General features: G+C 60.3%; 18 protein-coding genes. 6 read left to right on the plus strand and 12 right to left on the minus strand.

The window, feature by feature from the left end; translation table 11 throughout:
- Positions 1-7: 7 nt before the first annotated feature.
- Positions 8-1,015, plus strand: a complete 1,008-nt coding sequence (antC, locus tag J1G33_RS08620; RefSeq protein ID WP_223017932.1) for an anthranilate 1,2-dioxygenase electron transfer component AntC — start codon at positions 8-10, stop codon at positions 1,013-1,015.
- A 71-nt stretch (positions 1,016-1,086) separates the two neighbouring features.
- On the plus strand, positions 1,087-2,487 hold the full coding sequence (locus J1G33_RS08625) for an amino acid permease (protein WP_005791366.1): 1,401 nt from the start codon (positions 1,087-1,089) through the stop codon (positions 2,485-2,487).
- 83 nt (positions 2,488-2,570) lie between these two features.
- Here J1G33_RS08625 and kynA read toward each other — a convergent pair whose 3' ends face one another.
- Together kynA and kynB are read right to left on the minus strand one after the other, a co-directional pair.
- On the minus strand, positions 2,571-3,428 hold the full coding sequence (kynA, locus tag J1G33_RS08630) for a tryptophan 2,3-dioxygenase (protein ID WP_005791367.1): 858 nt from the start codon (positions 3,426-3,428) through the stop codon (positions 2,571-2,573).
- Complete coding sequence (kynB, locus tag J1G33_RS08635) at positions 3,425-4,075, minus strand: arylformamidase (RefSeq protein ID WP_005791369.1); 651 nt, start codon at positions 4,073-4,075, stop codon at positions 3,425-3,427. The genes kynA and kynB overlap by 4 nt, the downstream gene beginning before the upstream one ends.
- A 369-nt stretch (positions 4,076-4,444) precedes the next feature.
- Here kynB and J1G33_RS08640 point away from each other — a divergent pair, with 369 nt between their 5' ends.
- The 3 genes from J1G33_RS08640 (at position 4,445) to J1G33_RS08650 (ending at position 8,779) form a co-directional block, all read left to right on the plus strand.
- The gene (locus tag J1G33_RS08640) at positions 4,445-4,789 is read left to right on the plus strand and encodes a cupin domain-containing protein (protein ID WP_003194115.1); all 345 of its coding nucleotides are present in this window, start codon (positions 4,445-4,447) and stop codon (positions 4,787-4,789) included.
- Positions 4,790-5,295: 506 nt separating this feature from the next.
- Entirely contained in the window at positions 5,296-5,496 is a 201-nt protein-coding gene (locus J1G33_RS08645; protein ID WP_005791371.1) for a hypothetical protein, read from the plus strand.
- A 256-nt stretch (positions 5,497-5,752) separates the two neighbouring features.
- Complete coding sequence (locus tag J1G33_RS08650; RefSeq protein WP_347709533.1) at positions 5,753-8,779, plus strand: Mur ligase family protein; 3,027 nt, start codon at positions 5,753-5,755, stop codon at positions 8,777-8,779.
- On the opposite strand, the gene J1G33_RS08655 is transcribed toward J1G33_RS08650, so the two are convergent.
- The 7 genes from J1G33_RS08655 to J1G33_RS08685 form a co-directional block, all read right to left on the minus strand.
- The gene (locus J1G33_RS08655; protein ID WP_223017933.1) at positions 8,776-9,672 is read right to left on the minus strand and encodes an alpha/beta fold hydrolase; all 897 of its coding nucleotides are present in this window, start codon (positions 9,670-9,672) and stop codon (positions 8,776-8,778) included. The genes J1G33_RS08650 and J1G33_RS08655 overlap by 4 nt on opposite strands.
- Positions 9,673-9,681: 9 nt before the next feature.
- Entirely contained in the window at positions 9,682-10,848 is a 1,167-nt protein-coding gene (locus J1G33_RS08660; protein WP_032803970.1) for an HlyD family efflux transporter periplasmic adaptor subunit, read from the minus strand.
- A gap of 50 nt (positions 10,849-10,898) precedes the next feature.
- Positions 10,899-13,082, minus strand: a complete 2,184-nt coding sequence (locus J1G33_RS08665; protein ID WP_223017934.1) for a type I secretion system permease/ATPase — start codon at positions 13,080-13,082, stop codon at positions 10,899-10,901.
- Complete coding sequence (locus J1G33_RS08670) at positions 13,079-14,476, minus strand: TolC family outer membrane protein (RefSeq protein WP_223017945.1); 1,398 nt, start codon at positions 14,474-14,476, stop codon at positions 13,079-13,081. The genes J1G33_RS08665 and J1G33_RS08670 overlap by 4 nt, the downstream gene beginning before the upstream one ends.
- A gap of 187 nt (positions 14,477-14,663) precedes the next feature.
- A complete protein-coding gene (locus J1G33_RS08675) occupies positions 14,664-18,797 on the minus strand; it encodes a BapA/Bap/LapF family large adhesin (RefSeq protein ID WP_223017935.1) in 4,134 nt (1,377 codons plus the stop codon).
- 927 nt (positions 18,798-19,724) lie between these two features.
- Entirely contained in the window at positions 19,725-20,612 is an 888-nt protein-coding gene (gene mmsB / locus J1G33_RS08680) for a 3-hydroxyisobutyrate dehydrogenase (RefSeq protein WP_005791381.1), read from the minus strand.
- 15 nt (positions 20,613-20,627) lie between these two features.
- Positions 20,628-22,145, minus strand: a complete 1,518-nt coding sequence (locus tag J1G33_RS08685) for a CoA-acylating methylmalonate-semialdehyde dehydrogenase (protein ID WP_032879481.1) — start codon at positions 22,143-22,145, stop codon at positions 20,628-20,630.
- Positions 22,146-22,278: 133 nt separating this feature from the next.
- Between J1G33_RS08685 and J1G33_RS08690 the strand changes: the two genes are divergently transcribed.
- Positions 22,279-23,226: a LysR family transcriptional regulator gene (locus tag J1G33_RS08690; protein ID WP_032879480.1), complete on the plus strand. Its 948-nt coding sequence runs from the start codon at positions 22,279-22,281 to the stop codon at positions 23,224-23,226.
- A gap of 127 nt (positions 23,227-23,353) precedes the next feature.
- Here the strand turns inward: J1G33_RS08690 and J1G33_RS08695 are convergent, their stop codons facing one another.
- From J1G33_RS08695 to J1G33_RS08705, 3 genes are read right to left on the minus strand one after another with little or no spacing between them, the layout of a single operon-like run.
- Complete coding sequence (locus tag J1G33_RS08695) at positions 23,354-23,845, minus strand: OmpA family protein (protein ID WP_223017936.1); 492 nt, start codon at positions 23,843-23,845, stop codon at positions 23,354-23,356.
- A gap of 5 nt (positions 23,846-23,850) precedes the next feature.
- Complete coding sequence (locus tag J1G33_RS08700) at positions 23,851-25,113, minus strand: diguanylate cyclase (protein ID WP_032879477.1); 1,263 nt, start codon at positions 25,111-25,113, stop codon at positions 23,851-23,853.
- The gene (locus J1G33_RS08705) at positions 25,110-25,676 is read right to left on the minus strand and encodes a YfiR family protein (RefSeq protein ID WP_032879475.1); all 567 of its coding nucleotides are present in this window, start codon (positions 25,674-25,676) and stop codon (positions 25,110-25,112) included. Before J1G33_RS08705 ends, J1G33_RS08700 begins: the two co-directional genes overlap by 4 nt.
- Positions 25,677-25,713: the final 37 nt, after the last annotated feature.

The raw sequence follows: 25,713 nt of genomic DNA on the forward strand, positions 1-25,713 counted from the left end.
TTTTCCTATGAATCACAAAGTGGCCTTCAGCTTTGCCGATGGCAAGACCCTGTTCTTCCCGGTGGGCGCCAATGAAATCCTGTTGGATGCAGCCCTGCGCAACGGTATCAAGATCCCGCTCGATTGCCGCGAAGGCGTGTGCGGCACTTGCCAGGGGCGTTGCGAATCCGGCGAGTACACCCAGGACTATGTCGACGAAGAAGCGCTCTCGAGCCTCGACCTGCAGCAACGCAAGATGCTCAGTTGCCAGACTCGGGTGCAGTCCGACGCCACCTTCTACTTCGACTTCGATTCAAGCCTGTGCAATGCATCCGGGCCAGTGCAGGTACGCGGTACGGTGAGCGACGTGCAGCAGGTCTCCACCAGTACGGCGATCTTGCAGGTGCAACTGGACCAGCCACTGGATTTCCTGCCCGGCCAGTACGCTCGTGTCGCGGTGCCCGGCACCGACAGTTGGCGCTCCTACTCCTTCGCCAATCGGCCGGGTAACCAACTGCAGTTCCTGGTGCGCCTGCTGCCGGATGGGGTGATGAGCAACTACCTGCGCGAACGCTGCCAGGTAGGCGACGCGATACTGCTGGAGGCGCCATTGGGTGCGTTCTACCTCCGGCATGTCATCCGGCCGCTGGTGCTGGTGGCGGGCGGTACCGGGTTGTCGGCGTTGCTGGGTATGCTCGATGAACTGGCGGCCAACGGCTGCTCGCAACCGGTGCACCTCTACTACGGCGTGCGCAGTGCCGAGGATTTATGCGAAGCGGCGCGTATCCAGGACTACGCGAGGACAATCCCGGGCTTTCGCTACACCGAAGTACTCAGCGATGCTTCATCCGAATGGCCCGGCAAGCGCGGCTACCTCACCGAACATTTTGACCTGGCCGAATTGCGGGACAGATCGGCGGATATGTACGTGTGCGGCCCCCCTCCAATGGTCGAATCCATTCAACAATGGCTGGTGGATCAGGCACTTGATGGCGTTCAGCTGTATTACGAAAAGTTTACGCAGAGTAATATCTGACCCTCAGCAGTTCTGAGGGGCCGATGCGGCGTGCAATCACCCTTGAGAAAAACAAGTAGAAGGGAATGTTAATGGCGGATGACATGGTTAACCCGGTGGGCCTCAAGCGTGGCCTGAAGAACCGGCACATTCAGCTGATCGCCTTGGGAGGCGCGATTGGTACAGGCTTGTTCCTCGGCTCGGCCGGGGTACTCAAGTCGGCGGGGCCGTCGATGATCCTGGGCTATGCGGTGGCCGGCTTTATCGCGTTCCTGATCATGCGCCAGCTCGGCGAGATGATCGTCGAAGAGCCGGTGGCCGGCTCCTTCAGCCACTTTGCGCACAAATACTGGGGCGGCTACGCGGGTTTTCTGGCCGGCTGGAACTACTGGGTGCTCTACGTGCTGGTGGGCATGGCCGAGTTAACCGCGGTGGGCAAGTACATCCAGTTCTGGTGGCCGGAGATTCCAACCTGGGTCAGCGCGTTGGTGTTCTTTGTTGCGGTGAACCTGATCAACACCCTGAACGTGAAGTTCTTCGGTGAAGCCGAGTTCTGGTTTGCGATCATCAAGGTGGTGGCGATTGTCGGCATGATCGTGCTCGGCTGCTACCTGCTGTTCAGCGGCACTGGCGGCCCGCAAGCGTCGGTCAGCAACCTGTGGAGCCACGGCGGTTTCTTCCCCAACGGCGGCATGGGGCTGCTGATGTCCATGGCCTTCATCATGTTCTCGTTCGGTGGCCTGGAACTGGTCGGCATCACCGCCGCCGAAGCCAGCGAACCGCGCAAGGTCATCCCCAAAGCGATCAATCAGGTGGTGTACCGCATCCTGATTTTCTACGTCGGCGCGCTGACCGTGCTGTTGTCGCTGTACCCGTGGGATCAATTGCTGCAAACCCTCGGCGCGTCGGGCGATGCCTACAGCGGCAGCCCGTTTGTGCAGATCTTCTCGTTGATCGGCAACGACACCGCCGCCCACATCCTCAACTTCGTGGTGCTGACCGCGGCGTTGTCGGTGTACAACAGCGGCGTGTACTGCAACAGCCGCATGTTGTTCGGCCTGGCCGAGCAGGGTGACGCGCCCAAGGCGCTGATGAAGCTCAACAAACAAGGCGTGCCGCTGCGGGCCCTGGCGATTTCGGCGTTAGTGACGATGCTGTGCGTGGTGGTCAACTACGTCGCGCCGCACAGTGCGCTGGAGTTGCTGTTCGCGCTGGTGGTTGCTTCGTTGATGATCAACTGGGCGCTGATCAGCCTGACCCACATCAAGTTCCGCAAGGCCATGGGCGAGCAAGGCGTGACACCGTCGTTCAAGACCTTCTGGTTCCCGTTCAGCAACTACCTGTGCCTGGCGTTCATGGTGATGATCATTGGCGTGATGCTGGCGATTCCGGGGATTCGCGAGTCGGTGTATGCGATGCCGGTGTGGGTGGGAATTATCTACATCGCCTATCGGTTTCGGATCAGAAACGGGAAAGTTGCAGTAACCCAGTAACCTCTGTGGGAGGGGGCTTGCTCCCTCCCACATTTTTAGCTGCATTCCAAATGAAAAGCCCCGGAGATCCGGGGCTTTTTTGTTTAGAGCGTGGAACGTACTCGCCAGAGTTCAGGGAACAGCACCGTGTCGAGCATCTTGCGCAAATACCCCACGCCCTCTGTGCCGCCGGTACCCGGCTGGAAGCCGATGATGCGCTCCACCGTGGTGACATGCCGGAAGCGCCATTGGCGGAACGAATCTTCCAGGTCGATAAACTTCTCGGCCAACTGATACAGGTCCCAGTACCGATTCGGGTCGCGATACACCTCCCGCCACGCCGCCTCCACGGAGTCGTCATGCACTGTGGCCGCCGTCGGGTCGCGTTCGGCGCGCTGCGGGTCAATCGCCAGTCCGGCCTTGACCATCAGGTTGACCGCTTCGTCATACAGCGACGGCGTGGCAATTGCCACCTGCAATTGCTGCAGCAAATCCGGGCGATGAGCATGGGGCCGCAGCAGCGCCGGGCTTTTGTTGCCCAGGATGAATTCGATCTCACGGTACTGGAACGACTGAAACCCCGACGACTGCCCCAGGAACGGGCGAATCGCCTTGTACTCCGACGGCGTCATGGTCGCCAGCACGGCCCAGGCGTGTACCAGTTGATCGAAGATCCGCGACACCCGCGCCAGCATCTTGAACGCTGGTGGCAGCTCACCCAGGCGCACATGTTCGCGGGCAGCCTTGAGTTCGTGAAGCATCAGCTTCATCCACAGCTCCGAGGTCTGGTGCTGGATGATGAAGAGCATTTCGTTGTGGTCTGGAGAAAGCGGGTGCTGGGCGCTGAGGACTTTGCCCAGGTCCAGGTAATCGCCATAGCTCATGGACTCGGAAAAATTCAGTTCGGCGTTATGCCATTCTTCCGGCGGTTGGTAATCAGCTGAGAAAGGACATTGGCTCATCGCGTGGGCTCCTTGAGCGGGCGGAGAATGGCGCGGACCGGGCTGGCATCGAGATGGGCAAAACGTAGCGGCAGCGCGATCAGTTCATAGTCGCCCTCCGGCACTTCATCGAGCACGATGCCTTCGAGGATCGCCATGCCATGGCGCGCCACGGCGTTGTGGGAATCCATGGTCTTGGATTGTTGCGGGTCCAGGGACGGCGTATCGATACCGATCAGGCGCACACCCAGGCCGGCGAGCAGCTCAATGGTTTGCGGGGCGATGGCAGTGAAATTCGAATCCCATTCAGTCAGTGGCGCTTGTGGATAAGTACGCAAGAGCACGCGCTCCGGCAGGTTATCCACACGCCCTTGCAACTGATGCGGCTGCACCAACGCGCCGCTGCCCAGGCAATGCAATACCCGGCACGGGCCCATGTACACATCCAGCGAAACCTCGCCAATCGGCGCGCCATCGGCGCTGTAATGCAGCGGTGCATCCACATGGGCACCGGTGTGCGGCGACAGGGTTACGCGGCCCACATTTACCGGACACTCCGGGCCGAACTGCCACACGCGCTCTTCCTGGAACGGCGTATCGCCCGGCCAGGTCGGGGTCGCCGTGCTCAAGGGCGGGCTGATATCCCACCACGTTTTTATTGGGTTCATTGCAAGGCTCTCACTGGGTACTGGGGTGAATGATACGAGGGCCAGCTCTGAATTTTCTTGCGAATTCTGGCGTGAGATGGGAAATATTTCGCACTTACTGCGAGGAAATGGTCAGTTACTGCACAAATCTTTCGTTTAGACATGCCCCTTGTGGGAGCCGGGCTTGCCCGCGATGACGATGGCGCAGCCAGCCTCTTCATTGCCTGACACTCCGCTATCGCGGGCAAGCCCGGCTCCCACAGGGATGGGGGTGATTTCCAGTTCATCACATGGCCTGCGCTTCTGGACATCCCGATGTCGAGTTCAGACCACTGGCGCAGCGCCCAAGGCCTTAGGGTTGAGCTTTCCCTTCCCTGCCTCGGAGTCATCATGTCCAAGCCCATCACCGTACTGCGCGACACCCACCCACTGCCGGTCCTGGATGCCTGCAAATGGGAAAAGCTTGAAGGCGACCCGCACACCGTCAACCTCAACGCTTACACCAGCGAAGACGGCAGCAAGATCATGGGCACCTGGATCTGCACACCGGGCAAATGGTACGTGGAATACGTGAAGTGGGAATACTGCCATTTCCAGGAAGGCTACTGCGTGATCACGCCTGAAGGGATGGCGCCGATCCATCTGCGCGCTGGGGATATCTTCGTGGTGGAGCCAGGCATGAAAGGTACCTGGGAAGTAGTGGAGACCGTGCGCAAGTACTTCGTTTTTGCTTGATCCCGCCACCTGAAAAAGGGTCACCCTGGCCCTTTTTTGCTTCAACGCCCCGGCGTCGTGCCAACTGCCCCGCTGCCCCCCCAAACCACAAAAAGTAAAAACAAACAACAGCCGTTTTTTCGAGTTGTATTTTTCGGCGAAACACTCCAAAAAAAACCGGCATAATGAAAAAAAGTCGCCTGCCTACATTATCAGCGCGCCTATACACTACTTTAGTTATAGATAGTATTAATTTTGACAGCTGCGCCTGCTTCGTATAATTTCATTGCAGCCTTGTTAGTATTCAGGCTCATTGGATTACAATCGCATGATAATAGGGATATAGGTAAAAGGTGCAGAAGCTCACATTATCTGAACTTTCAATCACCTTCTGTAGAAAATGCCAGGAGAGTTGAATTAGAATCCCGGTGTATTGACTGCACGGCTCTAAGCCTTCAACACTTCTCGTATCACTTGCTGCCCGCGGCAGTTGAGACCGCGCTTTTGTATGTAAAAGGACTAGAAAAATGCCTGATAAAACTACGCGCCTGACCATCCTCATCGACGCGCCGACCAAACAACGGCTGGAGTCCTTGTCCAACGACGTTGACCTTACTATCTCTCAGGTCATTCGCAAACTGATTCGCGATCACCTCCAACAGCACGAAAACCTCGTGGCTTCACCTGTCCGAGAGCCTGCAAAGGAAGACTCTTCGATGTATTCCTGATATATAAATTCGAACATCAGCCTACGTACGGACAATAACTTCTGCTGCGAGAAAGTTTGCATTTCTTGACGTACCCAGCGTCAATTAATAATAACCGTCGGCAAGTTATGATGCATGGAGAGTTTCGCCTGTGAAACAGCAACTGCTCGCTTGCTACACTCTTTTGAGCAAACACGCTAACGAGCTGACTGTCTCAACAGACGCCCCGCACACCTGCACTTTATTTTTTTCAATAAGTGATGGTACCTACCGTGCGGTGGTTTTTCATATTACCGCTGACAACTTCGAAACTGCCTGGCAATTGGGTGAGCTTGAATTCGAACGTCTCTGCTCCCACGCTGCACGCCAAGGGACTGATAAAACCGATCGTTCATGGATCCGCGTCGAACGTGCGTTCAACGTGACGCCAATAACCTGGGAAAAGTTCAGTGAACGCCTCAGGCGCCACAAGCGCAATTACTTCAGGCACGGCCTTGCATTCGATGCCGATATGCAGCTGGCAATCACCGAACAGGAATTGAATGCCAATGCCATCCTGTACGGCGGCAGCGACATTGCCCACGCGACCTTCAACACCAATAACTTCGTCACCTATGCCAAGCGGCGGTTCAGCGGCTCACAGGCCGCAGCCATCGTGGCAGCGCTTGCCCCCGAAACCCGCGTGTTCACCTTCAACACCATCGGTGTGTTCTGCGCCGAAGATGGCGTCGCCCACCCCCTTAACAGCAGCGGGCCGCAAACCGGCTGGCGTGCCCTGGGAGCGCTCGCACCTGATGATGTTCGGGCGTGTATAAACAGCGCATCCAGCTACCTGAGCACGCAGGTGCAAGACAGCGGGCAATTTATCTACGGCTACTTCCCCTGCTTTGACCGAACCATCAAAAACTACAACACGCTACGCCACGCAAGCACCACTTACTCGATGATCGAGGCCTGGGCACTGACCGGCGATGAACAGCTCAAGGCAGCGATCGAGCGCTCGCTGACTCACCTCGCCGAGGTACTGATCAGGCCCTCCTTGCTGCCCAATGGCAGCGTGGCGGCGTTTCTCATCGACACCGACAACGAGATCAAGCTGGGCGGCAATGCGGTGTGCCTGCTGGCACTGGTCAAGTACAGCGAAGTCACCGGCACTCGCCGTTACCTACCGCTTCTTGAAGCCCTCGCCAACGGCATGGCCTGGATGCAGGATCCTGTCAGCGGGGCGTTTGTGCACGTTTTGCATGCCCATGACCTGAGTGTCAAAGAGCCCTTCAGGATTATCTACTACGATGGCGAGGCCGCTTTCGGGTTGATCCGTCTCTATGGGCTGACCCGCAACGAGCGCTGGCTGGCCGTGGTGGAAAAAGCCTTCGACTATTTCATCGAGAAAGAGCACTGGCGCGAGCATGACCATTGGCTCAGCTACTGCGTGAACGAACTGACCCGCTACCGACCTGACGAAAAATATTTTCGCTTTGGCCTGAACAACGTCGCCGGCTATCTGGGGTTCGTCCAGCAACGCATCACCACCTTTCCGACGTTGCTGGAGTTGATGATGGCAGCGCAGCAGATGCTGACACGCATCGCCCAGCAACCATCACTGCGCCACCTGCTTGAAGAGATTGATCTGCACGCGTTCTACCGCGCGCTGCATCATCGCGCGCGCTACCTGCTCAATGGCTATTTCTGGCCGGAACTGGCGATGTATTTTGCCAACCCGGCGCGCATCGCCGGGGCCTTCTTTATTCGTCATCACGCGTTCCGGGTACGGATCGACGATGTAGAACACTATCTTTCCGGGCTGATCGCTTACCACCGTTATCTGCTTGATGGTGCCCCTCAGGTCAGTTGGGTCCAGGCCGCAACCGGCGTGGATCGAGCCTGGAACGCAGATACCCTGGCGCAAGTCACCCAGGGCACGTGGGCAACCCCACCGCCGCCCGGCTGGCGCGCAACGGGGCTGACGCCCTCCATGCAGTTCTTCAAGCCGCAGCGGATCCTCAGTCGCCATCCCAGCCGGGTCGGCCCCAATGAAGCGCAATCGGCGCAACGCTGGGCCCAGGCCAAACCCGAACGTCGACCGTCAGCCTTCCTGTGTGTAGACCCCACCCCCTACCTGAGCAGTGGGCTGCCGGTATTGCAGGTTGCCGACACCAGCGAGGCCATGTTGCAGATGGGCCGTCACGCCCGGCAGCACTTCAGTGGAACAGTGTTTGGCGTGACCGGCAGTTTCGGCAAGACCACTGTGGTGGCAATGCTTGCCCAGGCGTTGAAACCCTGGGGCAACGTGGGCCAGACCGAAGCCAACGCCAACCTGCCCCATGGCATTGCCTGGAACCTGGCGAGCATGACTGAGCCGGCAGAATTCTGGGTGCTGGAAATGGCCGTTGGGCGTATGCCGATCAACTCGGCGCTGGTTCGCCCGCAGATCGCCGTCGTCACCGGCATCGCACCGGCGCACTTGGAGTATCACGGAACCCTGGAAAACCTGGCGCGCAAAAAAAGCGCAATATTCGCCTCCATGGCCCCGGGCGGTCACGCGGTACTCTGTCGCGACATGCCTTACTACGAGCTGTTCGCCGAAGCCGCCGAGGTGGCCCACTTGCACATGATCAGCTTCGGCGAACACCCCGAAGCGGACCTGCGCTTGCTGGATTGGAACAGTGAAGTCCATCAAGTAAACGTCAACGCACTCCTTGCCGGGCAACCCTTGAATTTCAGTCTGAAGGCGCGCGGCAGGCATATGGTAATCAACGCGTTGGGAGTACTGGCGGCCCTGTCTGCACGCGGGCTTGCGGTCGAGCAGGCGCTGGAAACCCTGGGCGCGTTCATGCCCGTCGAAGGCCGCGGCAATACCCTGTCAATTACCTGCACAGGCGGCCATTTCCAACTGATCAACGATGCCTACAACGCCAACCCTGGCTCGATGAGTGCCGCGCTGCGCTCAATGACCGATCTGCCTGCCCCACCGCAGCACCGTGTGCTGGTGCTGGGGGATATGCTCGAACTCGGGGCCGACGCCCAACGTTATCACCTGGAGATGGCCGAGCCTTTGCGGGCGGTGGCGCCACGGCATGTGGTGCTGTGCGGCCCGTTGATGCACGTGCTGTACCTGTCGTTGCGTGACGAGCTGCCAGTGCAATGGTTCGAGAATGCCAAGGCGCTGAACCAGGCACTGGCGAACGACCCGCAACCGTGGTTTCAGCCTGGCGACTGGGTCATGGTCAAGAGCTCCGGCGGGACGGGGTTGTCGCAGCTGTGTGATTGGTTGACCTCACGCGAACAGGCGGTGCCGGTCTAGCCCGCGCACTGCGCCGCCGTCTTCAGCCCGATGTCATGGCGCAACTGGTGAAAGGCCGTGGGCACGCCCTGGGCCTTGATCAAATGCGCCTGGTGCCCGGCCCGCTTCAGGGCCTGGAAGAAAGCTTCCTGCAGGGCGAACGGTGCGACTTGATCGTCCGGGCTGCCAATCACATACAACTGCCGTGCGGGTGCGACGGCGATACCATCGATGTGCCGGGCCGGGTCATAAGGGTGCAGCAACCCATTGGTGTCACGCCCAGGCCTTGAAGGCAGGCCCTTGCTCTGGCGGATCATCTGCGCCCGCTGCACCAGCGAGAAAGCACCGGAGGTCATCACCGCGCATTTCACGTCGGTACGGCCCAGCGTCAACAGTGCAGCGGCAACCGTAGCGCCGCCACTGTGCCCGAGCAACACGAACTGCCCAATGCCATAGCGCTCGCGCAACTGATCCAGCGCCCCATTGAGCGCAATGAACTCCTGCGCCTGACGCCGTTGCCCGTGGTTGCCGCTGGAACCGTAGGTGCCGGGGCGCGCTACGATCACCAGGGGCACACCCGCGCGCTTGGTCAGCATCGTGGCCTGGCTGACTTTGGCGGCCAGGGTGTTGCCGGCAATCGCCTGCGGCGCACGATGCATCTCGCTCGTGCGATCACCGTGGAACATCACAATCACCACGGGCGCACGCTCCAGGGCGCCGCCAGCGAAGTAACGAATGCACGCATCGCCTCGGGCAATTTCGACCCACAGCGCCGAACCTGGCTCAGTGCAGGTGCCGCGGTCGGCGGGCGCATTCCAGCGCAGTGGGGTCGTCGCCTCATCGAACGCCTGCACCCAGGACGTACAGGCCATCGTCAGGCCCAACAGCACACCGATGCCGAACGTTCTACCCATCCTGCCTCCCTAGCGTTCTCGCAACGCTTCGCGTGCCCGGTTCATCGGCTTGATCAGGTAGTCGAGCACGGTTTTCTGACCGGTCTTGATGTCTACCGAGGCGATCATGCCGGGCACGATCGAGAACGTCTTGCCGGCCTTGTTTTTCAAGGTGTCGGCATCGGTGCGGATAAACACCCGATAGTAAAAAACTTCCGGTTTGACTTCGTCCTGAATGGTGTCCGGCGAAATGGTCACTACCTTACCGTCCATGCCGCCGTAAATGGCATAGTCATAGGCCGTGATCTTGACCTTGGCCATCTGGTCGGGATGGATGAAGGCAATGTCCCTGGGCGAGACTCGCGCCTCGATCAGCAGCTGTTCATCCAGCGGCACAATCTGCATCAGCCGCCCATTGGGAGGGATAACGCCGCCGATGGTCGTGACCTCGATATCCTTGACGATACCGCGCACCGGCGAGCGCAAGGTCAGGCGGGTTACCGAATCCGAACGCCCGCGCATCACCGACGACAGCGTCTGCACATCCGCGTTGACCTTGGCCAGGTCCTCACCGGCGCGCACCAGGTAATCGGAGCGCGCCTGGCTGAGTTTCAATTCCAGCTCGGCCTTCTGGCGCTTGAGGCGCAGCACCTCGACATTGCTGGCAGCCCCAACCTTGGCCAGGTTTTCGGTAATCTCCAGCTCACTGCGCACCAGCCCCAGGGAAGAGCGTACACCGGCCAGGGATTCCTCAAGGCCTTTGCGCCGGGTGTTGAACAGATCGGTTTCAGCGCTGATCAGCGCCGGGTAACGTGACAGCTCCGCCGGGAATGCCAACGGTTTGCCGTTCACTTCCGCCTGCAACCGCGCCACGCTGGCCAGGGACGCACGATACTTGGAAGCGCTTTCATCGAAGTTGGATTCGGTCTTGGTCGGATCAAGCCTGGCCAGGACCTGCCCCTGTTTGACGATATCGCCCTCCCCCACATTCAGCTCCGTGACGATCCCGCCTTCCAGGGACTGAATGATCTGCTCGCGGGAGGTGGGAATGACCTTGCCGCTGCCGGTGGACACCTCGTCCACTTCAAACACGTAGGCCCAGGCGCCAAAGGCGACAAGCATGACGGCCACCCACGCCACCACCCGTGTAGCGCGCAGCACCGTACTGTCATCCACGCCCGCGTGGGGGCGGCCGATGTGTTCGTCTTCACTGGCAAGCAGGGGGATTGTTTTCAGCGCATGGGTTTTCACTGGTTTTTCCCCTTGGGTCTGGATAGCCGTGCAATGGCGTTGTCCTTGCTGTCATCGACGATGACCTGGCCGTTGTCGACCACAATGATGCGGTTGACCAGGCTCAATACACTCATGCGGTGGGTGGCGATGATCAGCGTGCGATGGGCCGCCCAGCGATCCAGGTTCTGAATCAATTGGCGCTCGGTGGCTTCATCCAGGGACGCGGTGGGCTCGTCGAGCAAGACAATATGCGGTTGGCGAATGATCAAGCGTGACAACAGCAACGATTGGCGCTGGCCGCCGGAGAGGCCGAGGCCGCCTTCGAGGATCAGGTGGTCCATGCCGTCGGCGAATTTGCCGATGAAGTCGGCGGCGCCGGTTACCGCCAGGGCCTGGAGGATTTCCTCATCCGATGCATGCGGCGCCCCCATGATCAGATTGTCACGCAGGGTGCCGTGGAACAGACGCGAGTTTTGCGTCATCAACCCCACATCCCGGCGCACGTCCGCCGGGTCGAGGTGGCCCAGGGCAACCCCGTCGAGGCTGATGTTGCCGCTCTTGAGGTCGAGCATCCCGGCCAGGGCCTGCAGCAAGGTCGATTTGCCCGCGCCGTTACGGCCGAGAATGGCGATGCGCTCGCCCGGCTGGATCTGCAGATCCGCCACCAATAACGCCGGCACCGGCGCTTCGTCGCAATACTGGAAGGCCGCCTGTTTGAGCACATAGTGACCGCGCACCAGCGGTAAATGCACGCGCTTGCTGCCTTCAGCGTGGTCCACCGGCAATTCCATGATGCGGTTCAAACTCTGCAATGCCACCTTGGCCTGCTGCCAGCGCGTGAGTACCTGAGTGATCTGCGACATCGGCGCCATCATGCGCGAGGCCAGGATCGAGGCGGCCACCAGGCTGCCGGTGGTCATATCGCTGGCCATGACCATGGGCGCCCCGAATACGACGACCACGGCAAACACCGAGCCCTGGACGTTGTTGCTCCATGCCACCAACTTATTGGTGAGCAGGCGCAGGCGCAGGCTGGCATCGCCACAAGTGGCGTTGTAATGGTTCCATTGCTGCGAAAAACGCTGCTCGGCTTGCAGGGCCTTGATGTCGTCGAGGCCTTGTACGGTTTCAACCAGCATCGCGCTGCGCAACGCGCCTTCGCGCATCGACTCAGTGGCCAACGCCGCGAGTTTTTTCTGCGCCAGCAGGCCCGGCACCACCAGAAACAGCACGGCCACCAGGGGCACAGCGACCAACGGACCGGCGATCAACCAATAGATCACCAGAAACAGCAGGAAAAACGGCAGGTCTGCCAGCGCGGTCGCCGTGCTTGAGGTGATCAGTTCACGCAGTTGTTCCAATTCCTTGAGTTGGGAAATGAACGAACCGGTGGACTTGGGTCGGGCGCTGTTGCGCAGGCGGATGGCGTGCCCGAACACCAGGTCCGAGACGCGCAGGTCGGCGCGTTTGCCGAGCATGTCAGTGATGCGCACGCGGGTGATGCGCATGATGAAATCAAAGACCAGCGCCAACATCACGCCGCCGAACAGCACATACAGGGTGGGCATGGACTCGGCGGGAATAACGCGGTCGTACACCTGCATCGAAAAGAGCACCCCGGCGAGGCCGAGTACGCTGGTGACCAGGGACGCCAGCATCACGTAGCCATACGGCCGCAGGTCGCGCAGCACGATGGCACTGAACCAGTTCTTTTGGTACGGCTTGATGTAATCATCGACGCGAGTGTCGCGCACCGCGCGCATTGGCCGCAAAATCACCGTCTTGCGTGCCTGCTCAAGCAATTCGCGGCGGCCCAGACGGCTTTGCAAACCGCCATCACCGCTGTAGGCGATGCCGATGCTGTCATCCTCACCGATGAGCTCCAGCACACCGACCTGCCCATCCGCAAACTGCACCACCATCGGCAACTGGCGCTGCATCAGGGTCGAGGCGCTAAAGTCGCCGATCACGCAATTCAACCCGGCCTGACGCGCCATACGCCGCACCACGTCTTCCACCGACGCGCTGTCAGTCCATTGGGCTGCCAGGCGCACGCTTTGCGCTGAACACTCCAGGCGGTAATGGCGGGCCACCCCCAGAATTGCCTCCAGCCATACCTCGTAATCAAAGGTCGGCGGCGGTGTGTGCTGTAGGGGCGCTGCACTCAAGTCGTCATCCAGTTTCACGGCTTCATTCATGGCCGAATCTCCACACCCTGCAGGGTGCTGTTGTCCAAATGGAACGCCGTGCGAAGCCCGCCCGTGTTGTAGAGGCAATCGATATTCAGGCGACGTAGGTCTGCCGCCGTGTTTTCCCGATCCATGCGCGCCTGGTGGATTTCCTGCTCGGCATTGAGCAAGTCGAGTAACGGCCGCGTGCCCAGCTCAAGGTATTGCTGGCGATAAAGGTCACGGGTTTCGGAGATGCTGCGCTCACGAAAATCCAGGGTCGACAGACGTTGCGACAAGCTTGATATCTGGTCGCGGGCTTCGAGCAAACCCTGGCGAACCGCAAGCCGTGCGGCGTCGTTGGCCGCCTCGGCCGAGCGCAGCGCCTGCTGCGCCGCGGTTTTGCGCGCGGTGATTGCGCCGCCCTGGTACAGCGGCATCTTCACGTTGAGAAACACGCCGTAGCGGGTGCGATCGCGGCCGCCGGGAAGGTTGCTTTCATCGTTGTTGTCCAGGTAGTGCGTGATGGACGGGTCCAGCGACACCGTGGGCAAGGCTTCGGCACGCGCCTGTGCAATCAGTGCCAAGGCATCGACCCGCTGGGCCTGGGCGATCAGCAACGTCGGGGTGACGGCGGCATCGGGCACCACGCCCACGCAGGACTGTTCCAGGCTGGCAGGAAAGCCGCTGGCCACGTTCACCGGCGACTGGGCCCCCAGCAAACTGCTCAAGGCGCTGCGCCAGCGGTTGAATTGCGCGGTGAACTGCATTTGGGTGGCCATTGACGCCTCGACCCGCGAACGGGCCTGGATCAAATCGGAACGGGTGCTGGCGCCCATGTCGCTGCGTTTTTTGGCCAGTTCGGCAATCGCCGAAATCCCCTCGATCTGCTCGCGGGCCACAGTCACCAAACGTTGCGAGCGTTGCAGTTCGATCATTGCAAACGAGGTGTCGCGGGCCACTTGGTCAATCGACAACAAGATCGCCGCCTGGCTGCCGCTGACCCGCGCCAGTGCGCTGTCCACTGAGCTGGAAACCTTGCCGAAGTCATAAAGCATCTGCGACGCCGACAACGAAAACGCTCGGCTTTGGCCATTGCCACTCAAGCTGCTGTCATAGCCCGAATTGAAGCCACCGCTGACTTGCGGGTAATACCCGGACCGGGCGATGTTCACGTTCTCGTTTTGTTGGTACAGCTGGCCGATCGCCTCGGCAATCGCCGGGTGCCACTCTACGGCCAACTGAATGGCGCGCATGAGGTCGAGGTTGCTCGGTATGTTGCGCTGGGGTGCCACCGGTGCGCTGACGCCCGCTGGCCCTCCCGGTAAATTCGTGCCCAGGTTGCTGGGGCTGATGATGTTGACGGGTTCTTCATCGTCGAAAAGCGACGTGGCCATGACCGGCTCAATCCCTGGCGCGATCATTGAGACTGCCAGAACCGTGGCAGACAGTTGGTTGGCCAAACTCTTATGCCTCACTGCAAGTCACCTGACTGTTGTCAAACCGGAGGGGGACAACAACGAACCGTGACTGGCATCAGTCACGGCCCATCGCTGCAAGCTTGTTGGTAAGGAAAACCGGGCATTGCGGCCCGGTTATCGGGAAGTGGCGTTACACCACGTTGATGCCGCTTTGTACCCAAAGCTGATGGGCCTGATCTTCCGCACTGGTGTAGACCACGTACTCCAGACCGTTCTCTACTTGCGTCACACCGCCAGTCCAGTCGCCGGTCAGGTGCACGCTGTCCTGATCGTCGCCCTGAATCATCAAGCGATCCGACTCAGGCCCGGTGATGGACACCAGGTCTTCCAGGCTCAACGTCAGGTCCACTGCGCTGATATCGTTCAGGTCGATACTCTGCACATCGCTGACTTTGCCGATCAGGTCGGTGAGGTTGATGGCAGCATCCCCCCCTTCCCACAGCAACCCGTTTGCACCCGCGCCCGCATCGACGTGGGTGAAGTCGGTGTCATCAACCACCACCGCATCGTGGTGCTGAGCATCAACGCTGGCGGCGTCATCCGCGGCCTGATCCACCGCCCCCAGGGCTGCGGCAAAGCCGACACCCTCAGTGGCAGGCGCGCCCGGGTTGGCGTCGTCCCAGACCAGGTCACGGTCTGGCGAGTCGATGCGGATGTACACGTCTGCGGTCTCCTCCTGACCCGTCGGCGTGGTGAGTTTGTAGGTGAATTTATCCACCTGGCCAATCTCATCCAACGTCAGGCCGGCATTCGGCGTGTAGACGTATTTGCCATCGGCAAAGACGGTCAACGTGCCGTGCTCACCGACGACTTGCGCCCCCGTCTGCCCAGGCACCACATAGGCCCCGGCTACCAGCACGCTCAACACCGTCAATGGCGAACCGAGCACATCCGGTCCGGCCAGGCTGCCAGCCAACAAGTCGCCGGTGGCGTTGGTCATTTCACCGGCCACAAATTGCGTGGTGAAGGTGGTAGTCAAGGTCTGAGCCACCGTGATGGTCGACAATGACAGCACCGAGCCTGTGGATGCGGTGACCCGATACGAACCGGCGTCCAGCCCGGTGAACGTATGCGACGACTGGGTGGTGGTCTGTTGCGTTTCCCATTGGCCTGCAATCAGTTTTTGCAGATTGACGGTGGTGGACGGCAACAGGGTCAAGCCGGAAGCGCTGACATCGACCTTCAATACAGCCGTAGAGTCGGCAGCCACGACGATGACTTCGCCCGTACCCGAGCCCGTGCCGATCGCCGGCAGGTTGTAGCTCAAGGCCGGCGCGTTGGCTTCTGTCACCAGGTTGACGATCGCTATCTGCGCCGAGCCCAGGTCATCGTTCGCTACCGGGCTGACCGTGCCTGGAGCCGATGGGTCTGTTGCGTTCCAGGTCACGTCGACACTTGGGCTGTCGATGCGCACATACAAGGTGGCGGCGGCAGAACCACCCGCACCATTGACCAAGTGGTATTCGAACGCATCCACTTTGCCGATGTTGGCGACATCGCCGTTCGGGGTGTACTTGTAGTCACCATTGGCAAAAATAGTCAGTTGACCATATTGGCCTTGCAGCACCGTGCCGGTAGTGGCGTCCGCATCGACGAATTCACCGCCGACCTCGACCTGCACCTTGACGGGCCCGCCGTTGCCCGGCACATCCGGAGTGCCTCCCACACCCGGGTCGGTGATGACGTTGCCGGAGACTTCGGGACCGGCTTCGCCAGTGAAATCAGTCAGGCTGTTGTTGGTGACGCTCAATACCGCCGTCGCCCCCGCACCGATGCTGACCAGGTTTGGGTCCAGCTGGAGGGTGAAGCGGTATTGCCCGGCCTGCAGCCCTTCGATCTCGGCAGTGGTGCTTTGACCGAACAGGCCCAACAGATCCAGCAAGCCCGAACCGTTACTGCCCTGTTGAACCGGCAACCAGCCACCCGCGCCGTCGCTCACCTCCAGGACCGCAGTGAAACCGCCTCCCAGCAGCGAAACCAGATCCGCCTGGGCAAACTGCAGATTCAGCGTGCCGCTGGAACCTTCGGCAACCGTGAACTCCTGCGCCTTGGTGTGATCGCCCAGGATGATCCCGCCAACACCCAGCAGGGTGAAGACACGCATATCAGCCAGGTTGGTGTTGGATGTAACGGGTTTGATGGTCACTTCGCTTGTGGCGAGGTCGTCGAAGGCTTCTAGGTCGGCATCGGCATCGGCGTCAGCATCGGCATCGGCGTCAGCATCGGCATCGGCATCGGCATCGGCATCGGCGTCAGCATCAGCATCAGCATCGGCGTCGGCGTCCGCATCGGCGTCGGCATCGGCATCGGCATCGGCGTCGGCGTCGGCGTCGGCATCGGCGTCAGCGTCAGCGTCAGCGTCAGCATCGGCGTCAGCATCAGCATCAGCATCGGCGTCGGCATCGGCATCGGCGTCAGCATCGGCATCGGCATCGGCATCGGCATCGGCATCGGCATCAGCGTCGGCGTCGGCGTCGGCGTCGGCATCAGCGTCAGCATCGGCGTCGGCATCAGCATCCGCATCCGCATCGGCATCCGCGTCGGCGTCGGCGTCCGCATCAGCGTCAGCATCGGCATCCGCATCGGCGTCGGCGTCGGCGTCGGCATCAGCGTCAGCATCGGCGTCGGCATCCGCATCGGCATCCGCATCGGCATCCGCATCAGCATCGGCGTCGGCATCCGCATCGGCATCCGCATCGGCATCGGCATCAGCATCAGCGTCGGCATCAGCATCAGCATCAGCATCAGCATCAGCATCAGCATCAGCATCAGCATCAGCATCGGCGTCGGCGTCGGCATCAGCATCGGCATCGGCATCGGCATCGGCATCGGCATCAGCATCAGCATCAGCGTCAGCGTCAGCGTCAGCGTCAGCATCGGCATCGGCATCGGCATCAGCATCGGCGTCGGCGTCGGCGTCGGCGTCAGCATCAGCATCAGCATCAGCATCAGCATCAGCATCGGCGTCGGCGTCGGCGTCGGCGTCAGCATCGGCGTCGGCGTCAGCGTCGGCATCCGCATCTGCGTCCGCGTCGGTATCATCAATATCAACGGCGACCACGTTAGTCGGGACAGACTCATTCCCCGCAGGGTCCGTCAAGGTGACGGCAAGCGTTTCACCGTTAACCTGAGGCGTGTTCAAGGTCACTTGGAAGGTGCCATCATCTCCCACTGCCCCAGTGCCGATTACATTGCCATCGGTATCCTTTATGGTCACCGTGGCATTGGGTTCGCCTTTACCGCTGAGCGTTGCGCCGTCGGTGCTCAACGCCAGGTCGGTCGGTGCGGAAGGTGCGGTGGTATCACCCGCCACCACAGGGCTGGCAGGGGATTCATTGCCGGCAGCGTCTTTGAGAATGACGCTCAGCGTTTCGCCGTTAGTCTGCGGCGTGTTCAAGGTGACCTGGAAGCTGCCGTCATCCCCCACCGTGCCGGTGCCGATTACATTGCCATCGGCATCCTTTATGGTCACCGTGGCATTGGGTTCGCCTTTACCGCTAACGGTCGAGCCGTCAACGCTGACCTCCAACGCTGAAGCGGCGGCAGGTGCCGTGGTGTCGCCGGCGACAACGGTTGCAGGCGGCGAGACTTGGCCCAAGGCATCCTTGAGGGTGACTTGCAGCGTTTCACCATTGGTTTGCGGTGTGCCCAGGCTGACCTGGAAATTACCGTCTGTGCCAACGGTGCTGGTGCCGAGCACATTGCCCGCAGCATCTTTGACCGTTACCGTCGTACCGCTCTGGCCTTTACCGGTGAGGAGTGTGCCCGCACTGTTGACGGCCAGACCGCTCGCGGCTCCTGGAGCGGCGGGTGGCGAATCGTTACCACCGCCTCCGCCGCCGCCGCTCATTGCCGCCGCAGCACCGCCCACGGCGAGTAGCCCCAGCCCCCACAGCACCCAGCTCGGGATGGAACTGTCTGCGGCAATGGCGGCCACACCCAGCTCGTCGAGGGTCGAAATTTCAGTAAAGGTGAAGCCCGAATAAGGCGTGGAATAGTTGCCAAGCAACAAAGTACCGTCTTCACCCTCCAGCACCAGTTGGTTTTTCGCACCGTCGGCGCCCACCACAAAAAAGTTCTGAACCGTAACGGTCTCACCTGACTTCAGCGTGACTACCAGATTCTGCCCGGACTGTTGAAACGACTGAACGCTTTCCGGCCCGAAGGGCAACTTTACAATGCTGGTGCCTTTGAGGCTGGTAGTTCCCAAGGCATGTTCCGTCGCCGTCCCCGTCGCCTTATCGACAATTGTTATATTTTTCATCTCTCACCCGTTTCAATTTATGGACACACAAAGCTCAGCGCGAGCGAATGCCCACGACAGTGATTACCGTCGAGCGCTAAATTTGTTTTTGCGTTATTGGTGAACTGTTCGGACTAAGTGGCAATCACCCCACGCCCGTTTCTTCACGCAGTCGCGCGTTGATGGGCTCGGACTCGCGACTCACAGGCGGCAATTGATGTGACAGGCAGGTAAGCCTGGAAGGCGCCGCCACCGGCAATGAGTGGGTACGCCCGCAAGCCCACAACTCAAGCAATCGGGAGAGATGGAGAGCCATGAGACTGGCCTTGTCGAGTCCCTGACCGGTGTGGGCCAAAGCAGCTGATCGCTCGGCAATACTCGCTGTCCGCTTCCTTTCGCTAGCCATTTTTAAGGCACCTGCACAACCTGGAAAAAATAAAACACTGCGGAGAAAACTGTGGAGGCATACCCAACTGAAAACTCCCGCCAGCCAGATACTAGCGAGGCAATAGCCGACATCAAAGGGAAAACTAAACAGGTATTAAGCACGCCTAATTAACGGTCATGCCCATCACATATATGACGCCCATCAATTATTTTTTCATCATCACACCATGATAATTAATCACTCCACATATGCGACCCACATGATGAATCAATGATCAAAAACCGAGAAAAACCATCAAACCTTTTCAAGTTGTAATAATTTATTTCAAGGTGGTACACACCTCAAACAGGCTCATGCGAACCAGTTAGTTGATTAGTAATAAAAACGCATATAGCAGCGAAGCTCGCGTAATGCGAGGCAGCAAAAGTTGTAATCACGATGGGGACAGGTATTAGGGGATATATCGAGGGGGCAGGTGCACAAGGCGCCTGAAATGCTGCGAACGCATAGACAAGCCAACCTCCGAGAACCCACCCAAGGAGGGCTCTCGGAACTTGCCTTTATTGAGGTTTGCGATAGCTATTGATGATGGCCGAGAAGTCTTTACCCCCCTCCCCGCGCTGGCTCATCGACTGGTACAACTGCTGGGCCACTGCGCCGAGGATCACCGGCTGATGCGCCTGGCGTGCGGCTTCCGTGGCCAGGCCCAAATCCTTGAGCATCAGGTCGGCACCAAAGCCACCGGTATAGCCACGCGATGATGGCGCGGTTTCGATCACGCCCGGCCAAGGATTATAGGTATCGGAACTCCAGCAGCGCCCGGTGGAGCTGTTGATGATGCCGGCCAGCACTTGCGTATCAATGCCGAGCGCATCGCCCAGGGCCATGGCCTCACTGACGCCGACCATGCTGATACCCAGCAGCAGGTTGTTACAGATCTTGGCGATTTGCCCGGTGCCGACATCGCCGCAGTGCACGATGTTGCGGCCCATCTGCGCCAGCACCGGTTGCAGGGTAGCGAATAATTCCGGGTTGGCGCCGACCATAAAGGTCAGCGTCCCGGCCTGGGCACCGCCGGTGCCACCGGAGACCGGTGCATCGGCCACTGCCACGCCTTGTTTCGCTGCCGCTGCCGCTACATCACGGATGGTTTGCGGATCGATGGTGCTGCAATCCACCGCTGGGACGCCTTTGCCGATGCCCGCGAGCACACCGTCGTCATTGAGCCATACGCTGCGCACGTGAGCAGCGGCCGGCAGCATGGTAATCACCAGTTCTGCGCCCTGGGCCGCATCACGCGGTGAGCTGCTGATGGTGCCGCCCAGTTCGGCGAGTTCCTTGAGTACCGCCTGGTTCAGGTCGAACAGGTTAAGCGCGTGCCCAGCCTTGATCAGGTTGCGGGCCATGGGCGCGCCCATGTTGCCCAGGCCGATAAATGCAATCTTCATGGTCGTCTCCCAGGTTCAGCGCAGGTTGATGGTGGTGTTGACGCCATCGTTGACCGTGTCGTCATCGAACCAGCGGCTGGTGACGGTTTTGGTCTGGGTGTAGAACTGCACCACTTGCTTGCCGTACGGGCCCAGGTCGCCGAGCTTGGAACCGCGCGAGCCGGTGAAGCTGAAGAACGGCACTGGCACCGGAATCGGAATGTTGATGCCGACCTGGCCCACATCGATTTCGCTCTGGAATTTACGCGCCGCCGCACCACTTTGGGTGAACAGGCCCGTGCCATTGCCGAACGGGTTGGCGTTAACCAGGGCGATGGCTTGGTCGAGGGTGTCGACTTCCAGCACTACCAGCACGGGGCCGAAGATTTCCTCGGTGTAGATGCGCATGTCGGTGGTCACGCCCGAGAACAGAGTCGGGCCGACAAAGTTACCTTGTTCGAAGCCCGGCACCTTGATATCGCGGCCATCCAGCTCCAGCTTGGCGCCTTCTTTCACGCCGCTTTCGATCAGTTCAAGAATGCGTGCCTTGGCGCGCTTGGAGATCACCGGGCCGACATCCGTGCCGGCTTCGCTGCCAGCATTGACCTTGAGCTTTTGTGCCAGGGCCTTGAGATCCGGCAGCCACTGCTTGGACGCGCCCACCAGCACCACCACCGAGGTGGCCATGCAACGCTGGCCCGCCGCGCCGAAACCGGCGCCGACCAGGGCATTGAGGGTGTGTTCACGGTTGGCATCCGGCAGCACCACGGCGTGGTTCTTGGCGCCCATCATCGACTGCACGCGCTTGCCGTGTTTGCCGGCCAGGTCGTAGACATGGGTGCCGACGGCGGTGGAACCGACGAAGGACACGGCCTTGATATCTTTGTGAGTACAGAGCGCATCCACCACGTCCTTACCGCCATGCACCACGTTGAGCACACCGGCCGGCACACCGGCTTCCAGCGCCAGCTCCACCAGCAGCATGGTCGACAACGGGTCTTGCTCGGAAGGCTTGAGGACGAAGGTATTACCGCAGGCAATCGCCATCGGGAACATCCACAGCGGAATCATCGCCGGGAAGTTGAACGGAGTGATGCCGGCGCACACACCGATAGGTTGGCGCAGGGTGTAGGTGTCCACGCCACCGGCCACGTTTTCGGCGAATTCGCCCATTTGCAGGGTGCCGATGGAACAGGCGTGTTCGACCACTTCCAGGCCACGGAAAATATCGCCCTCGGCATCGGCAATGGTCTTGCCCTGCTCGGCGCTGAGGACCACGGCGATACGCTTGGAGTGTTCACGGATCAGGGCTTGCAGCTTGAGCATGATGCGCATCCGCGCACCGATCGGCGTCAGCTTCCAGGTCTGAAAGGCGCGATGGGCGGCGTCGATGGCAGCGTTGACTTCATCGGCAGTGGCAAACGGGACCTTGGCCAGCACTTGTTGGGTGGCCGGGTTGACGATGTCTTGCCACTCGGTGGTCTTGGATTCGACCCACTCGCCGTTGATCAGCAACTTGACCTGTTGCACGGAAATATCGGCAGATGCGTTCATGTGGTCTCCAGAATCTTGTAGTTATGCAGAGAACCAAGGCGTTGAATCGCCTTGAAGAATGAGGCGTTCGGACTGTTTTTGGAGTATAGATGTGCAAACTTCTAATAAGAACGCACATAAAAGCCGGTCCAATATGCAAAAAAACATCACCTCTCTAGGCGCCCTGAACTGGGATGACCTGAAGTTTTTCCTCGAAGTGGCGCGCACCCGCAAGGCCAGCGTGGCCGCCAAGCGCCTGGCGGTGGACTACACCACCGTGTCGCGGCGCATCAGTTCACTGGAAGTGTCGCTCGGTACGTTGCTGTTCGAAAAATCCCGGACCAACGGCTTCGTGCTCACCACCGAGGGCCAGCGTTTGCTCGGCTACGCGGAGTCCATCGAAAGCACCCTGCACATGGCCTGCGAACAAGTCTCCGGCTCCGGCGTGGCGCTGTCCGGCCATGTGCGCATGGGCTGCACAGAAGGGTTCGGTAGCTTCTTCGTCACCCCGCAGTTGAGCCATTTCGTCGACACTTATCCCGCGATCTCGGTAGACATCCTGCCCCTGCCCCACTTCATCAGCCTGTCCAAGCGCGAAGCCGACATCGTCATCGCCCTGGAGCGCCCGGAACACGGGCCGTATGTGTGCTGCAAACTGTGCGACTACAAACTGCAGCTGTACGCCACCCAGGACTACCTCGACCAACACCCGCCAATCCGCAAACCTGCGGATTTGGCCGAGCATCCGTTTATCAGCTACGTGGATGACCTGGCCTTCAGCTCGGAGCTGCTGTACCTGGCCAACGTGGTGCCCGGCGCCAGCGCCAGCCTGCGCAGTACCAGCGTGATCGCGCAGTACGTGGCGGCGCAGCAGGGCCGGTCGATGGCGATATTGCCGTGTTTTCTGGCGGCGCAGGATCCGCGCTTGTTGCCGGTGCTGGGAGAGCAGATTGCGATTACGCGGCAGTTCTGGATGTATTGCCGGGAGGATTTGAGGAAGTTGAAACGGATTACGTTGTTGTGGGATTACATCAGGGAGGTGACTGAGCAGAATCAAGGGTTGTTGATGGGGCAGACGCGGGAGATGCGGTTTGCAGGCTGAATGTGGGAGCTAGCTTGCCTGCGATAGCGGTGTATCAGCAAAAGCTATATCTACCGATCAACCGCCATCGCAGGCAAGCCAGCTCCCACATATTGAATGCATTTCAGCTGGGGGAAGGTGAACCCGCTTAGTCTGCGATCACAACAATCGACACCCGGCGATTCTCGGTGCGGCCTGCTGTGGTCGTATTCGGCGCCACCGGCTCGCTGCTGCCCAAACCGCGCAGTTGGATGTTTTCTTCTTTCATACCCTCGCGGGTCAGCACCTTGCCCACGCTCTTGGCGCGGCGCAGGGACAGCGCCACGTTGTAGGGTTCTTTGCCCGAGGCGTCGGTGTGGCCGTCGACACGTACGCGCTCGATGCCCGCGCCTACCAGGGCCTGGCCGATGCGTTCGACGATGTCGGTGCTGGGTTTATTGAGGGTTTCGATGTCGCTGCCAAACAGGACCTTGCCGGACAGGCCGAAGGCCCAGCCCTCGTCGGTCAGCTCGAAGCCTTGCTGCTTGAGTACGGCGACTTGCGCCGGGGTGAGCCCCTTGGGCGGGGGCGTCTGGCAGCCGCTGAGGGCCAGGAAGGCGACGAGTAAGGAAATAAATAAAACGCGTGTGTTAGCGAACAAGGGAATCAACTCCTGTGTTGAACGTTGACGACGGGATGCTCCGACTCCGCCGTTTGCTGGCCGCCTGAAGACAGGCGTTTGGCCTGGTACATCGCCGCATCGGCGGCGTTGAGCAAGGTGCCGGGAGTGGCGCCATGATCGGGATAAATGGCAATGCCGATACTGAGGGAGGTCAACACCTGAGTACCCCCTGGCAGCGAAATCGGCACGTCCATGCTGGCAATGATTTTATCGGCGATGCGATGGGCGTCTTCGGCCTTGTGCAGCGGCGCCAGCAATACCGCAAATTCATCGCCGCCCAGGCGTGCCACCAGGTCATCCTCGCGCAGTTGCGCACGCACGCGATCGGCAACAGCCACTAACACGGCATCGCCAGCAGCGTGACCGAAGCTGTCGTTGATGTCTTTGAAGCGGTCGCTGTCGAGAAACAGCACCGCCACCCGCTCGTTGACCTTGGCGGCACTACGCAAGGCGCGAATAAGCCGGCCTTCGAAGAACGCGCGGTTGGGCAGGCCAGTGAGGCTGTCATGGCTGGCCTGGTGGGCCAGGGTTTCGTTTTCGCTTTGCAGGTGGCTCTGCCAGGCCTCCATCTCGCCGAGCAGGGCGTTGAAGTCGCTGCCCAGGCTGTCGAGTTCGGCGATCTGCGCCGAGGGTACGCGGCGGTCAAAGTCTCGCTCGCTGCGCGCGGCGTGAGCGACGGCGGCCAGGCGTTGCAGTGGCACGGTGATGCCATTTAACAGACGCCGCGACAAGTGCAAGGCCACCCAGGCGCTGAGGGCGGTGCAGATCAGAATCCCGATCAGGCCGCTGAGCAAGAAGCGCAACAGGCTGCCACCGTGGCCGACCAGATGGATGCTGCCGACGGTTTGCCCTTGGCGCAGAATCGGCTGGCTGATGGGCTGTTCGAGCAGGGCGTGCGCTATTTGCAACTCGACCCGTGACAACATGCCGGTTTCCGGGCGAACCCAGCGCGCCAGCAGCTTGCCGTTGATATCGAATACTTCTGCCTGGGCCACTTCTTCGGTGGAGGCGATCAGGCTCAGGGCTTCGGTGGCCGCCGCGCTGTCGTTGAACACTACAGCCGCTTCCACGGTGTAGTTGATGGAGCGGGCGATCAGGTGCAGGTTGTGCTCGGCGTAAACCCGCAGGGCAAGTACGCCGAGCAGGGTCAGGGACACACTGGCCAGGGTGACCGCCACCAGCGCCAGAATCATATGCCCGCGGGCAATCACCGAGCGCAGGGTCGGCCGCACTTTATCGCGGCTCATGAGCCAGGCGCTCGACGGCGAGACAACTGCAACACACTGGGATGGATACGCACGCCGCTGCGGGCGACGGAATCCAGGTTGACCTCGAACGACACCTGCTCATCGCTGACGCGCAGGCAGAACAGGCTGCCCACCGTGCACTGGTCGCCCCCTTCGCTAATGCTGAGTACAGGGTGGCCAATCAATGAGGTAAACAGGCGGTTGCGTTCGTCGGGGGTGATTTTGCCGATGTAGACGGCATCGCAGGCATTGACGATATCCGGATGATCGACCAGCAGGCGCCGTACCAGCACTGGACGACCGGTGGCCTGGGTCGTGCCTTTGACCAGGTCATCGGTGTACTGAGTCGGCCCCACAACACACAGCCGCAATTGCGCAGGCTCCACCGGCCATCGCGCATAACTGAGAATGCCCAGGACGACCTGGGTGACCGCCTGGGCGCGCTGCTCGGCGAGGCTCGGCGTCTGCGCCCAGACGCGCGGTGCGAGCAGGCACAGAACCGCCACCAGCAACATCCGTCTCCAGCTCAAACTGCGCTCTGTGGGCGAGACAGCCACGTTCATGCAGCACTTCTCTCAGGTATTTTCCAGGGTGATGCCG

It is taken from the genome of Pseudomonas sp. P867, assembly GCF_019891455.1.
Lineage (GTDB): Bacteria > Pseudomonadota > Gammaproteobacteria > Pseudomonadales > Pseudomonadaceae > Aquipseudomonas > Aquipseudomonas synxantha_A.